Source organism: Nocardioides sp. YIM 152588 (genome assembly GCF_040191335.1).
GTDB lineage: Bacteria > Actinomycetota > Actinomycetes > Propionibacteriales > Nocardioidaceae > Nocardioides.
Genome location: NZ_JBEGDJ010000015.1, coordinates 1 through 12,479 on the forward strand (window position 1 = coordinate 1; position 12,479 = coordinate 12,479).

A 12,479-nucleotide genomic window follows, 5' to 3' on the forward strand; every position below is an offset into this window, starting at 1 on the left:
GACCTGTGGATCATGGGTCTGTGGATGGGTGGTCTGGGCACCATCCTCGGTGCGGTCAACTTCATCACCACCATCATCTGCATGCGTGCCCCCGGCATGACCATGTTCCGGGCCGAGGTCGCGGCGGGGGCCGGGCGTCTCCGGGCCGGTGGCCAGCACGCCGACCACCAGCTCGGTCTCGACGCCGCCCGCGCCCGTCTCCAGCGGCCGGATCATGCGGACGCCGGCCTCCGCGGCGAGTCCCCGCAGCAGCGGGTCCAGCCAGGCACGGTCCACGACCCAGCCGACGCGGCACGGCGCGGCCAGACCGACCACGGCGTCGTACCAGCCGAGAGCGCGCAGCGCGGCGGTGGCGCCCGCGTCGAGGATCTCCAGCGAGCCGCGCGGAGGGATCCAGCCCCGGCCGATGAGCGCCGCGGAGCCGCCGCGCACGACGACGGCGGTCGCCGCCGCGCAGCCGGCCGGCCCGTCGCCGAGCACCACCACCCGCCCGCCGGGTCGCTCCGGGACGTGCCGCCGCTTCAGGAAGGGGAAGATCTCGGGCATCGGACTGCTCCTCGGTACCGCTGGGGTGGGCTTGCCAGGAGGAGCGTCCGGCCGCGGTCCCTGATACGTCGCCCGGGCACCGACGTCGACCGGGCACCGCCCCGCGGCGCGCCCCCGTCAGCCGAGCACGACGGCCAGCGCGATCCCGAGGATCACCACGGTCTGCGCGGAGTGCACGATGATCCCCATCCACGCGCTCCGGTACCGCCGGCTCGCGTAGGAGAGCGTGATCATGTCGACCAGCGCACCGGGCATCGCCCACGGGGCGTGCAGGTGGTAGGCCGCGAACAGCAGGCCGTTGACCGCCCAGTCGCCGCGGCCGAAGGCCGCCTGCATCCGGGGCAGCAGCAGGCCACGGAAGAGCAGCTCCTCGCCGAAGACGGTGTTGAGCAGCAGCATCACCGCGAGCAGCGCGAACCAGCCCCAGCTGCCCGCGAGCAGGTCGCCGCCGGCGTCGGAGCCGAGGAACGACCCGAGGTCGTGGCTCTCGACGGCAGGCGGGGACGGCAGCTCCTGGGCGAGCGCGGACAGCAGCAGGAACGGCAGCACCATCCACCAGACCCGGCCGCCGACCCGACCCGTCCGCGGGCTGCGGGGAGGCCCGAGCCACAGCGCCGCCCGGAGGACGCTCCACCGCACCGAGCCGCGCTCGCGGTGGACGAGGAGCAGCACCAGCACCATCTGCCAGGCCAGGCCGACCGTCAGCGCCACGATCAGCGCCCGGGGCAGCGCCGACGGCCCGTCGAGCCGGTCGGCCAGCAGCGGAGCGACCACCCACGCGAGCAGCCCCATCGGCAGCGCGGCCGCGGCCCAGACGCCGAGGACCCGGCGCCAGCCGTACTGATCGACCGCCGGGGGGTCGAGCACCGATCTGCTCATCCGTCGCTCCTCTGGCTGGTCCTCGTCCGCTGAGCCTCGGTCCACGACCAGCGTCCCGCAGCACCTCCCGGATCCGCAGCGGTTCCGCCCGCACCCGGCCCGGTTTCCCCAGGTTTCGCCCCCGGTTCGCGCGGGGGTCGCCACGGAGGCCACGCGCCGGCGGGGCCACGGCGACCCTCGCGCTTGTCGGCGCACCCGCCTAGCGTCGGAGCATGGACACCACGACCCCTCCGCTGCAGCTCACCGGCGAGCGCGCCGACCTGGTCGACACGCTGCGCAAGCACCGCGACCTCCTGCTCGTCACCGTCCGCGGCATCGGCGACGACGACGCCCGGCGCCGCACCACGGTCAGCGAGCTCACCCTCGGCGGGCTGGTCAAGCACGTCGCGACCACCGAGGCGCAGTGGGCCGACTTCATCGCCGAGGGCCCCGGCGAGGGCATCGACTTCTCCTCGATCGACTGGAGCGACCCGCCGCCCGCCGTGGTCGCCTTCATGGACAGCCACCGGATGGGCGAGGACGAGACGCTCGCCGGCCTGGTGGAGCGGTACGCCGAGGTGGCGGACGCCACCGACCGGCTGGTCGCCACCCTCCCGGACCTCGACCTCGCCTGGCCGCTGCCCCAGGCTCCGTGGTTCGAGCCGGGCGCCACCTGGACCGCGCGCCGCACCGTGCTGCACATCATCGCCGAGACCGCCCAGCACGCCGGCCACGCGGACATCATCCGGGAGGCGCTCGACGGGCAGAAGACGATGGGATGATCCGTGGCATGACCTATGTCGTCGACTTCAAGGACGTCTCCACCGTCGGGCTGGAGTCCTCGCCCGTCGCCGACGCCCTCGCCGGCCTCCGCGCGAACGAGGCCCGCTACTTCAAGACCAAGTACGACCACGTCTTCGCCACCGAGCCGGCGGCCGAGGCGACCGACCTGGTCGACTACGTGGCGCGGGTGCTGGCCGAGGAGCGCGACCTCGTGATCGCCTCCCCTCCGCTGGAGGCCTCCGAGGTCGAGGTCGACGGGATCCGCTGGACCCACGTCTTCTACGAGTCCGGCCTGGCGATCAACGTGCTCTACACCCTCGCCGACGGCGGCAAGCGCGCCGTCGGCTTCAAGCTCTCGGACGGGATGGAGGTCCCCGACGAGCTCGCGGACCGGTTCAAGTTCGCCCGCCAGCGCTCCAAGCTGGCCGGCACCATCCGCGGCACCTTCTTCGTGATCAAGGGCGAGTACTAGGACGGAGTCAGGTCGGATGAGTCCCCAGGAGCTGCAGACCATCGCCGGTGCCCTGGGGTGCGCCCGCACCTTCACCGACTACCTGGCGGCGGCCGGGGACCAGATCGCCCGGGTGCTCCCGGCCGAGGAGGTCTACTGGGTCTCCACCGACCGACCCCGCCGGGTCGCCACCGTGGTCCGCGCCAGCACCGGCTACGTCGACCGGGTCACGGAGCCGATCGGCGACGGCGTCCTGGGGCGCCACCAGCTGAGCCTGGTGGTCGAGTCGACCCGCGCGGCCGCGCACGCCTGGGTCGTCGGCCGCGAGACGCCCGCGTTCACCGACGACGAGGCGGAGTCCGCCGGGTGGCTGCTGCCCGTGCTCACGGCGTACCACCGCTCGTTCGCGCTGCGCCCGCCCGAGCCCCTGGAGCAGCCGCTCACCGACCGGGAGACCGAGGTGCTGGCGCTGGTCGCCCAGGGCCTGACCGCGACCGCGATCGGCCGGCGGCTCGGCATCAGCGACCGCACCGTGAGCAAGCACCTGGAGCACGCCTACGCGAAGCTCGGCGAGCACGACCGCCTGCTCGCCACCCGCCGCGCGAGCGCGCTCGGCATACTGCGCTGACGCTCTCCCCGACAGGCCCGCGGCGTACGCACAAGCGCGTATGTGCCCACCCGGTGACGCGGCGCGAGTGTGGCAGGGGAAGGCGTGCCGCCGGCGCGCCCGTGGGGACCGGGACCGGGTGACCATCGGGGGTGGCTCGTGCGGGTGTATGAGGCGATCGTCAAGGGCCTCGAGGGTCTCGGCGTCGAGGCCGCCTTCGGGGGTGCCGGCGAGAACGCGACCGGGATGATGCTCGCGCTCGACGACTCCGAGCGGATCCGCGGCGTGATCACCCGCAACGAGCAGGCGGCGGCGTTCGCCGCCAACGGCTACGCGATGTACACCGACAAGCTCGGCGTCTGCTTCGCCACCGCGGGGCCCGGCGCGTTCAACCTCTTCTCCGGCATGGCGGCGGCGCTGTCGGACTCCTATCCCGTGCTCGCGGTCTCCGGCTGCTCACCGATCCAGTGGTGGGGGCGCGGGTCGCTCAACGAGACCTCCGGGCTCAACCGGACCCCGGACGCGCTGAAGATGTTCGAGGCGACCACCAAGGGTTCGTTCATGATCACCCGGATCGAGGACACCTGCGACGTCCTCGAGGAGGCGGTCAACCTCGCCTACGAGGGCCGCCCCGGGCCGGTGCACATCACCGTCCCGAACAACCTGACCGAGCGCGACCAGGAGGTCGAGAACTACCACGACGTCCGGCTCCGGAGGGTGCCGGTGACACCCGACCCGGCGAAGCTCGCCGCCACCGCCGAGTTCCTCGCCGACGCCTTCGAGCGCGGCCGCAGGGTGGTCCTCCTGGCGGGGTTCGGCGCGATCCGCAGCCGCGCCGGCGACGAGGTCCGCCGCTTCATCGAGCGGTTCCAGGTGCCGCTGGTCACCACCCTCGACGGCAAGGGCGTCGTCGGCGAGGACCACCCGCTGTGCGTCGGCGTCTTCTGCGACAGCGGGCACGCCAGCGCGTGGAAGGCGTTCCGGGAGGCCGACGTCGTGATTGCCGTCGGCAACGCCTTCAACCAGCACGCCACCTTCAACTACGACGAGTCCCTGTTCGAGGACACCGCGCTGGTGCACATCAACATCTCCGAGACCGAGATCGACAAGGCCTACCGCGCCGACCACGCCCTGGTCGCCGACGCCCGGCTCGCGATGGCCGCGCTGTACGCCGCGCTCGACCCCGTGGTCGGCCCGCGCCAGCGCGTCGAGGTCGACGGCCAGGACTGGGAGAAGCGGCACATCCTGCACCTGACCGACTCCCTGCATCCCGGCGAGATGGCCCAGGCGATCGGGAGGATGCTGCCGCCGGGCGGCTTCCTGCTCGCCGACGCCGGCGCGCACCTGGCCTGGCTCGGCTACTACGTGGACCTCGAGGACGGCCAGCACTTCCGCAAGGCCGGCGAGTTCGGGCCGATGGCCGGGCACGTCAACGGCGCCCTCGGGCTGCAGATGGCCCACCCCGACCGCACGGTCGTCGTCGGCTGCGGCGACGGCTGCTACAACATGTCCGGGTTCGAGCTGATGACCGCGGTCGAGCACGAGCTGCCGATCATCTGGGTGATCTTCGACGACCGCGAGTTCAAGCTGATCAAGATCTACCAGGTCGCCGAGTACCAGCAGGTCGGCCTGGTCGAGTTCGAGAACCCGAACTACGCCCTCTACGCCCAGGCCTGCGGCGCCGACGGCTACACGGCCGAGACGCTCGAGGAGTTCGAGGCCTGCTTCGCGGAGGCCCTGGTCTCCCGCCGACCGTCGGTCATCGACGCCCGGATCACCCGCTGGGCGATCCCGCACTACAGCCCGTCCCCCGACGGCGTCATCGCGGGGATCGTCAAGCTCCTGGAGGAGAGGTTCCGCTCGTGACGGACAGCGCCCCCACCGGCCCGACCGGCCCCCGCACGCGCGGACCCGCCGTGCCCCGCGACCCGGTGTGGTCCGAGACGTACGCCGGCGGCAGCGCCGCCGCCGAGCGGGCGGAGTTCGAGGAGCTGGCGCGCCGGATCATGTCGGCCCAGCTGGTCGCCCAGGAGAAGGCGGGGGCCCAGGGGGTGCCGCACGCGCTGGCCCGCACGCTGCACGCGAAGGCGACCCTGGCCGTCGACGACGCCGAGCTGCGGTTCCGCGACGACCTCGCCGAGGACCTGCGCCACGGGTTCGCACAGCCCGGAGCCGCCTACCGCACCGTCGTCCGGTTCTCGAACGCCGGGAACGTCGGCGCGGCCGACTTCGAACAGGACCTGCGGGGCCTGGCGATGCGGGTCGTGGTCGACGAGGACACCTCCCACGACCTGCTGGGCACCAACTGGCCGGTCTCCCACGCCCGCGACGCCCGGCAGTTCGTGGAGTTCGCGCACGCCACCGCCGGGTCCGGCGCCGCCCGGGCCGCCGGGGTGGTCCGCCTGGTGCGCCTGTTCGGCGCCGGGGAGACCAAGCGGATGCTGGAGAACGTCCTCACCGCCCGCAAGCACCAGCCCGGCAGCGTCTTCACCGAGACCTACTTCTCCCGAGGCGCGTTCTGCTGGGGGCCCAGCCTCGCGGTCCGGTTCCTGGTCCGGCCGGCGCCCGAGACGGCCACCTCGCACCCCTCGGACCACGACCCGTCGTACCTGACCACCGAGGCGGTCGGCCGCCTGTCCGGCGGCCCGGTGCGGATGGAGCTGTGCGTCCAGCGCTACCAGGACCCGGAGTCCACGCCGATCGAGGACACCGCCGTGGCGTGGACCGAGGCGGCCGCCCCCGCCGAGCACGTCGCCGACCTGGTGCTGCGGCAGGCCGACCTGACCACCCCGCAGGCGCAGCAGCGGGCCGAGGCGATCGAGCCGCTGGCGTTCAACCCCTGGAACACCACCGAGGACTTCCGCCCGCTCGGCAACCTGAACCGCGCGCGCAAGGCCGCGTACGACGCCAGCGCGGCCGCCCGCTCCGGCACCCGCTGGCTCACCGAGACGCCGACCCGCAACGTGGTCGCCGGCGCCGCCGCCCGGGCCGCGTTCTCGGTGGTCAACCGCCGCCGGGAGTGGTACCTGCTGCCGGTGCGCACCTCGGTGCTCAACCTGGAGGCGTTCCGGCACGTGCTGCGCGAGCGGAACCTGATCGACACCGACCCGGCCGACATCCCACCGACCGTCCGGCCGGTCCCGGCGCCGCCGCCCGAGGAGGTGCGCTGGGCGCGGACCCCCGACGGCAGCTTCAACGACCTGTCGGTGCCGTCGATGGGCGCGATCGGCTCCGCGTTCGGCCGGAACCTGCCCGCCGACTACCGCCCCGAGACCTTCGGCGACCCCAACCCGGTGGTGGTCAGCCAACGCCTGCTGGTCCGCGACCACTTCCGTCCGGCGGCGTCGCTGAACCTGCTGGCGGCGGCGTGGATCCAGTTCCAGGTCCACGACTGGGTCAACCACGCCCGGCACCCCCTCGGCGTCGACGACGTGAAGGTGCCGATGCCCGGCGGCCAGAAGTGGACCAACACCGTCGGCGGGGACCCCGAGAACGTGATGCGGATCGCCGGCAACAAGTCGCTCGCCGACGCCCCCGACGGCAGCCAGCGCCTCTTCGCCAACGACGCCTCGCACTGGTGGGACGCCTCCGAGGTCTACGGCTCCGACCCCGAGCGGATGGCGACCGTCCGGGAGGGCGCGAAGATCCGGCTCACCGACGAGGGCTACCTGCCCCAGGACGTCTCCGGCCAGGACATCACCGGCTTCAACGAGTCGTGGTGGCTGGGCCTGTCGAGCATGCACACGCTCTTCGCCCGGGAGCACAACGCGGTCTGCGACGAGCTGCGCGCGCACTACCGGGGCTGGAGCGACGAGCGGGTCTACCAGACCGCGCGGCTGGTGGTGGCGGCCCTGATCGCCAAGATCCACACCGTCGAGTGGACCCCCGCGATCCTCGCCACCGAGGCGATCGACCTGGGGCTGAACGCCAACTGGTACGGACCCCCGAGCGGCGACTGGCTGACCAAGCTCGGCATCTGGCTGATGGACACCCACGCCTCGGTCGGCATCCCGGAGACCACGCCCGACCACCACACGGCGCCGTACTCCCTGACCGAGGACTTCGTCACCGTCTACCGGCTGCACCCGCTGATCCCGGACGACTACGAGTTCCGCGCCCACACCGACGGCCGCCTGCTGGGGACGGCGACGTTCGCCGACATCTCCTCGCGCAACGCCGACGACGTGATGCGCCGCCACGGCCTGGGCAACGTGCTCTACTCCCTCGGCACCGCGCACCCCGGCGCGATCACGCTGCACAACTTCCCGCGGTCGCTGTGCCACCTGGAGCGCGACGGCGAGATCATCGACCTGTCGGTGATCGACCTGGTGCGGACCCGGCGCCGCGGCGTGCCGCGCTTCAACGACTTCCGCACCGGGCTGCACAAGCCGCCGATCCGCGACTTCGACGAGCTCAGCTCCGACCCGGCCACGGTGGCGGCGCTGCGCGAGCTCTACCGGAGCGTCGACGAGGTGGACACGGTCGTCGGCCTGCTCGGCGAGGAGCCACCGCCGGGGTTCGGGTTCTCCGACACCGCCTTCCGGATCTTCATCCTGATGGCGTCGCGGCGGCTGCAGAGCGACCGGTTCCTCACCGTCGACTTCCGCCCCGAGATCTACTCCCCCGTGGGCATGGACTGGGTCGCGCAGAACACGATGACGAGCGTCATCCTGCGCCACTTCCCCGAGGCCGCGACGCTCCTGCCACGCGGGCGGAGCGCCTTCGCGCCGTGGCGCACCGCGACCGGCGCGGGGGTGTCGGCGCGATGACCGAGCACGCGCAGCACCGCGGCGAGCCCGCCGAGCCCGCCGGCCACGCCGGGCTCGACGCCTTCTCCCGCCGCCCGCTGGCCGAGGCGCTGTGGCGCCGGCGCACCCACCGGGTCAGCCGCGGCTCCTCGATCGAGGCCGGCTCGCTGAGCCACACCTCCACCGAGCCGCGCACCCCGCTCACCCCGCTGGAGGAGGCGGTGCTGATCGCGGTCACCGGGTGCACCGGCCTGACGATGCCGGACCGGCCGCTGACCGACCCGCGCACCCACGAGCCGATCATGGCCAAGCCGAACCTGACCATGCTGGGCCGGACGGCGGGCAGCCCCGACAACGCGCAGGGCACCCACTTCCTGATGATCAACGACACCGGCACCTACTACCTGCGCAAGCTGCCGCCCGACGACAGCGGCGGCAGCCTGCTGGACCCGGAGGCGCTGCTAGCCCGCGCCGAGCAGGCCAAGGTGCAGCTGCTGGACCGGCGCATCGACGTACCGGACGGCAACCGGGACTTCCCCGCCTACCTCGACTCCAACCGGTTCCTCTCGAACCTGCCCGGCACCACCATCCTGTGCCCGGTCGTGGACCTGTCGCGGCAGTACATCAACGCGATCATGTACCTGCTCACGCAGCCGGAGGGGGCGCGGCCGACGATCGTCGACGACCGCAACTTCTACCGGATGGCCGGCGTCAAGAAGTGGGTCAAGAACGGCTTCCTCAACAAGAAGCTCAAGCTGCCGCTGGGCAACCTCGGCGCGATGCGGACCCAGATCGAGGCCGACCTGCTGCTGCAGAACCTGATGCTGACCGCGGACTCGATGGGTCTGGGCGCCTGGATCCACGCCACCATCGCGCCGCCGGTGCTGCTCGGCGACCCGAAGTTCTCCGGACGCTACGGCTCCATGCTGGGCTTCGACTACGTGGTCCCGAAGTGGAAGCCGATCGACATCATCCGGTGGGGCATCCCGCTGCCGGCCTACGCGAACATCCGGGCCGACGCCGTCGGCCTGCGCCGCCTCGGCGAGCCGCTGATCAAGGCCTCCTGCCCGCCCAACTACCCGACCATGGACGACGCCGTGGACGCCCTGATCGAGAGCAAGTTCGGGCCGGGCGGCATCTACGAGGACCAGGCCCTCTTCGCCCGGATCTACAACGGGGAGTTCGGCGCCCGCTACCTCGACGAGGCCTCCAACTACGCCGACGACGTCATCGCCTGCGCGCGCGACATCTGCAACTACATCTACGACACCCACGGCCGGTTCCCCGCGCACACCGAGGCGATCCACGTGCCCGGCGCCTGGCTGCAGGTCCACCACGTGGAGGACGCCTACTACGAGAAGTACTTCCGGACCGGGCTGACCGAGGCCCACCGCGCCCACGACGAGGTGTGGCACGGCTCCGGCGGATGACCACGACGACCGCCCCGCAGGCCCCGACCACCCCGCGCCGGGTCGCCGTCGTGCTCGCCGGTGCCGGTGCCCGCGGCTGCTACGAGGCCGGCGCGATGGCGGTCGTGCTGCCGCGGCTCGCCGCCGCGGGCGTCGTCCCCTCGCTGTACGTCGGCACCAGCGCCGGCGCCATCAACGCCACCCTGCTGGCCGCCTCCGCCCACCTGCCGGCCGACCGGCAGGCCGACCTCGCGCTGGAGCTGTGGGGCCGGATGCGGACCCGCGACGTGTTCCGCTCACCGGTGCGCAGCGGCGGCGGCACGCTGGTGCGCTGGACCGGGCAGGTGCTGCACGTCCCCGGCGCCCGCGTGACCGGCCTCCTCGACACCGCGCCGCTGATGGAGCTCGCCGAGCGCTCCCTGGACTGGGACCAGCTGCACCGCAACCTCGACGACGCCGACGGCGACCTGACCCTGGCCGTCGTCGCCACCTCCGGCACCGACAACCGCACCGTCGTCTTCGTCGCGGGCGCGGGAGCCGACCGCCTGCCGCCGAGCGACGACGAGCGTCCGATCGACTACCGCGCGGCCCGGATCGGCGCGGCGCACGTGATCGCGTCGGCCTCGATCCCGGTGGCGTTCCCGCCGACGTGGGTGCCCGAGGACGCGGGACAGGTGGAGGGGGCGGCCGACGCGGGGGCCGACGGGCAGGCCGACGGGGACTGGTACCTCGACGGCGGCGTCCGGCTGAACGCGCCGCTCAAGCCGGCGATCGCGCTCGGTGCCGACGCCGTCGTCGTGGTGGCCACGCACCCGGTGGTCGACCGGGTGACCGAGGTGCCGCACACCGGTCCGGGCGAGCCGCCGGACGTCGACGACACCGTGGTGCGGGTGATGGACGCCGCCCTCGTGGACCGGATGGTCGAGGACGTCCACGCGCTCGCGCGCACCAACGTCCTCGTCGACGCCGCGGCGGGCCGCGCGGACGGCCCCGCCACGACGTACCGGAGGATCCCGTTCCTGGCCGTCTGCCCGCGGGAGCGCGGCACCCTCGCCCACGTCGCGAGCGAGGTCTTCGGGCGCCGTGCGGGGGTGGTCGCGGACACCCGACGGTTCCTGCGCGACCCGACGATGCGGGTGCTCGGCCACGCCCTCGACGGCGACGGCGACCGCCGTGGCGACCTGATGAGCTACCTGTACTTCGACCCCGAGTTCGCGGCCGCCGCCATGGAACGCGGGCGGGAGGACGCGGCCGCCCTGCTGGCCGGTACACCGGAGGACGCGGTCCCCTGGCAGCTCGGACTCGACGGGGCGACCGATGCGGGTCTATGAGGCGATCGTCCGGGGCCTGGAGGACCTCGGGGTGCGGACCGCGTTCGGCGGCAACGGCGAGAACATCGCGGGACTGACCGTCGCGCTCGCCCGGTCGCGCCGGATCCGGCCGATCCTGACCCGGCACGAGCTCGGGGCGGCGTACATGGCCGGCGGGTACGCGATGTTCACGCGGGAGCTCGGGGTCTGCTTCGCCACGGTCGGGCCCGGCGCGTTCAACCTGGTCACCGGGCTGGCGGTGGCGATGAGCGACTCCTACCCGGTGCTCGCCCTGACCGGGTACGTCGACGAGCGGTTCGCCGGACGCGGCGGCATCAACGACACCTCGGGGATCGGCGACACCCCCGACTCCCAGGCGCTGTTCGCCGCCACCACCAAGCGCTCCTACGTCGTGCAGCGGCCCGAGGAGGCCATCGACGTGCTGGAGGAGGCCGTCGACGTGGCGCTCTCGGGGCGGCCGGGGCCCGTCCACGTCGCCGTCGCCCAGCAGCTGGCGCACCCGGCGGTGGAGGTGCCGGACTACCGCGCACCGGTCCTCTCGGCGCGCCCGCCGCAGCCCGCGCCCGGCGACGTCGCGGCCATGGCCGACCGCCTCGCCGCGGCGATCGGTGCGGGCCGGAGCGTGCTGGTGCTGGCCGGCTTCGGCGCCGTCCGCAGCCACGCGCACGACACGGTGCGGCGCTTCGTCGAGCGCTTCCAGCTGCCGCTGGTGACCACCCTGGACGGCAAGGGCATCATCCCCGAGCGCCACCCGCTGTGCCGCGGCGTGTTCTCGGAGAGCGGCCACGCCCATGCGCTGCGCGCCTTCCGCGACGCCGACGTGGTGCTCGCGATCGGCAACTCGCTCAACCAGCACGCGACCTTCGGCCTGCGCGAGGACCTGTTCGAGGACAAGGAGCTGCTCCAGGTCAACATTAGCGCGGCGGACATCGGGCGCCAGTACCCGGCCACGGTCGGCATGGTCGCCGACGCCGACCCGGCGGTCGCGGCGCTCACCGACGCGCTCTCGCAGCGCCTCCCCGCACCACCGCCGCCGGCGCCCGCCGATCCCGGCCCCGACCGCGACGTCGGCCCGCTCGCCGGGCTCACCCGCCACGTGCACCCGGGGCGGCTGGCCGAGGCGATGGGCCGCCTCCTGCCCCCGGGCGGGGTGATCCTGGCCGACGCCGGCGCCCACCTGGCCTGGCTCGGCTACCACCTCGCACTGGAGGACGGCCAGGCCTTCCACAAGTGCGGGGCGTTCGGGCCGATGGCGGCCAACACGACGGCGGCGATCGGGATCAAGGCGGCCCAGCCCGGGCGGGCGGTCGTGGTCGGCTGCGGCGACGGCTGCTTCGCCATGTCCGGCCTCGAGCTGATGACCGCCGTGGAGAACGAGCTGCCGGTCGTCTGGGTGATCTTCGACGACGCCGAGCTGAAGCTGATCCGGCTCTACCAGCTCGCCACCTACGGCCACACCGGCCTGGTCGACCTGGCCCCGCCCGACTTCGCCGCCGTCGCCCGTGCCTGCGGCGCGGACGGCTACCGGGTGGAGACCATCGAGGAGTTCGAGAAGGCGTACGCCGCCGCGCTGGCCTCGCCGCGCCCCTCGGTGATCGACGCCCGGATCACGCGGTGGGCGCTCCCCCACTACACGTCCTCGCCGAAGGGACCGCTGCACGGGGCCTGGGAGATGCTGGTCGACCGGTTCTCCCCGCCCGGCGGCTGAGCGCGCACCCGGGCCCGGCCGGGGACCGAAAGACCCCT

At 73.3% G+C, this 12,479-nt stretch carries 9 protein-coding genes and 1 pseudogene; 9 read left to right on the forward strand and 1 reads right to left on the reverse strand.

Features of this window, described 5'->3' with window-relative positions:
• Positions 1–120, forward strand: a pseudogene (locus ABLM29_RS09705) (cbb3-type cytochrome c oxidase subunit I); the annotation flags it as partial.
• A gap of 543 nt (positions 121–663) precedes the next feature.
• Here the strand turns inward: ABLM29_RS09705 and ABLM29_RS09710 are convergent.
• Positions 664–1,425: a CPBP family intramembrane glutamic endopeptidase gene (locus ABLM29_RS09710; RefSeq protein WP_349713895.1), complete on the reverse strand. Its 762-nt coding sequence runs from the start codon at positions 1,423–1,425 to the stop codon at positions 664–666.
• Between the two features lie 212 nt (positions 1,426–1,637).
• Here ABLM29_RS09710 and ABLM29_RS09715 point away from each other — a divergent pair, with 212 nt between their 5' ends.
• From ABLM29_RS09715 to ABLM29_RS09750, 8 genes are all read left to right on the forward strand, one after another.
• Positions 1,638–2,186, forward strand: coding sequence for a DinB family protein (locus ABLM29_RS09715; RefSeq protein WP_349713896.1), 549 nt, complete (start codon positions 1,638–1,640; stop codon positions 2,184–2,186).
• An 8-nt stretch (positions 2,187–2,194) separates the two neighbouring features.
• Positions 2,195–2,659 (forward strand): DUF8821 family protein, encoded by a 465-nt coding sequence (locus ABLM29_RS09720; RefSeq protein ID WP_349713897.1) that lies wholly within the window; start codon positions 2,195–2,197, stop codon positions 2,657–2,659.
• Positions 2,660–2,675: 16 nt separating this feature from the next.
• Entirely contained in the window at positions 2,676–3,266 is a 591-nt protein-coding gene (locus tag ABLM29_RS09725) for a helix-turn-helix transcriptional regulator (protein ID WP_349713898.1), read from the forward strand.
• Between the two features lie 138 nt (positions 3,267–3,404).
• On the forward strand, positions 3,405–5,111 hold the full coding sequence (locus ABLM29_RS09730) for a thiamine pyrophosphate-binding protein (RefSeq protein ID WP_349713899.1): 1,707 nt from the start codon (positions 3,405–3,407) through the stop codon (positions 5,109–5,111).
• Complete coding sequence (locus ABLM29_RS09735; protein WP_349713900.1) at positions 5,108–8,014, forward strand: peroxidase family protein; 2,907 nt, start codon at positions 5,108–5,110, stop codon at positions 8,012–8,014. The genes ABLM29_RS09730 and ABLM29_RS09735 overlap by 4 nt, the downstream gene beginning before the upstream one ends.
• Positions 8,011–9,423 (forward strand): hypothetical protein, encoded by a 1,413-nt coding sequence (locus tag ABLM29_RS09740; protein ID WP_349713901.1) that lies wholly within the window; start codon positions 8,011–8,013, stop codon positions 9,421–9,423. Before ABLM29_RS09735 ends, ABLM29_RS09740 begins: the two co-directional genes overlap by 4 nt.
• Positions 9,420–10,733, forward strand: coding sequence for a patatin-like phospholipase family protein (locus ABLM29_RS09745; protein WP_349713902.1), 1,314 nt, complete (start codon positions 9,420–9,422; stop codon positions 10,731–10,733). Before ABLM29_RS09740 ends, ABLM29_RS09745 begins: the two co-directional genes overlap by 4 nt.
• Positions 10,720–12,441: a thiamine pyrophosphate-binding protein gene (locus ABLM29_RS09750; RefSeq protein ID WP_349713903.1), complete on the forward strand. Its 1,722-nt coding sequence runs from the start codon at positions 10,720–10,722 to the stop codon at positions 12,439–12,441. Before ABLM29_RS09745 ends, ABLM29_RS09750 begins: the two co-directional genes overlap by 14 nt.
• Positions 12,442–12,479 lie beyond the last annotated feature (38 nt).

Excerpts from the sequence above, each read along its gene's own strand:
- ABLM29_RS09720 (WP_349713897.1), top strand. The coding sequence starts at position 2,195 with ATGACCTATGTCGTCGACTTCAAGGACGTCTCCACCGTCGGGCTGGAG.
- ABLM29_RS09740 (WP_349713901.1), top strand. The coding sequence starts at position 8,011 with ATGACCGAGCACGCGCAGCACCGCGGCGAGCCCGCCGAGCCCGCCGGC.
- ABLM29_RS09745 (WP_349713902.1), top strand. The coding sequence starts at position 9,420 with ATGACCACGACGACCGCCCCGCAGGCCCCGACCACCCCGCGCCGGGTC.
- ABLM29_RS09725 (WP_349713898.1), top strand. The coding sequence starts at position 2,676 with ATGAGTCCCCAGGAGCTGCAGACCATCGCCGGTGCCCTGGGGTGCGCC.
- ABLM29_RS09715 (WP_349713896.1), top strand. The coding sequence starts at position 1,638 with ATGGACACCACGACCCCTCCGCTGCAGCTCACCGGCGAGCGCGCCGAC.
- ABLM29_RS09710 (WP_349713895.1), bottom strand. The coding sequence starts at position 1,425 with ATGAGCAGATCGGTGCTCGACCCCCCGGCGGTCGATCAGTACGGCTGG.
- ABLM29_RS09750 (WP_349713903.1), top strand. The coding sequence starts at position 10,720 with ATGCGGGTCTATGAGGCGATCGTCCGGGGCCTGGAGGACCTCGGGGTG.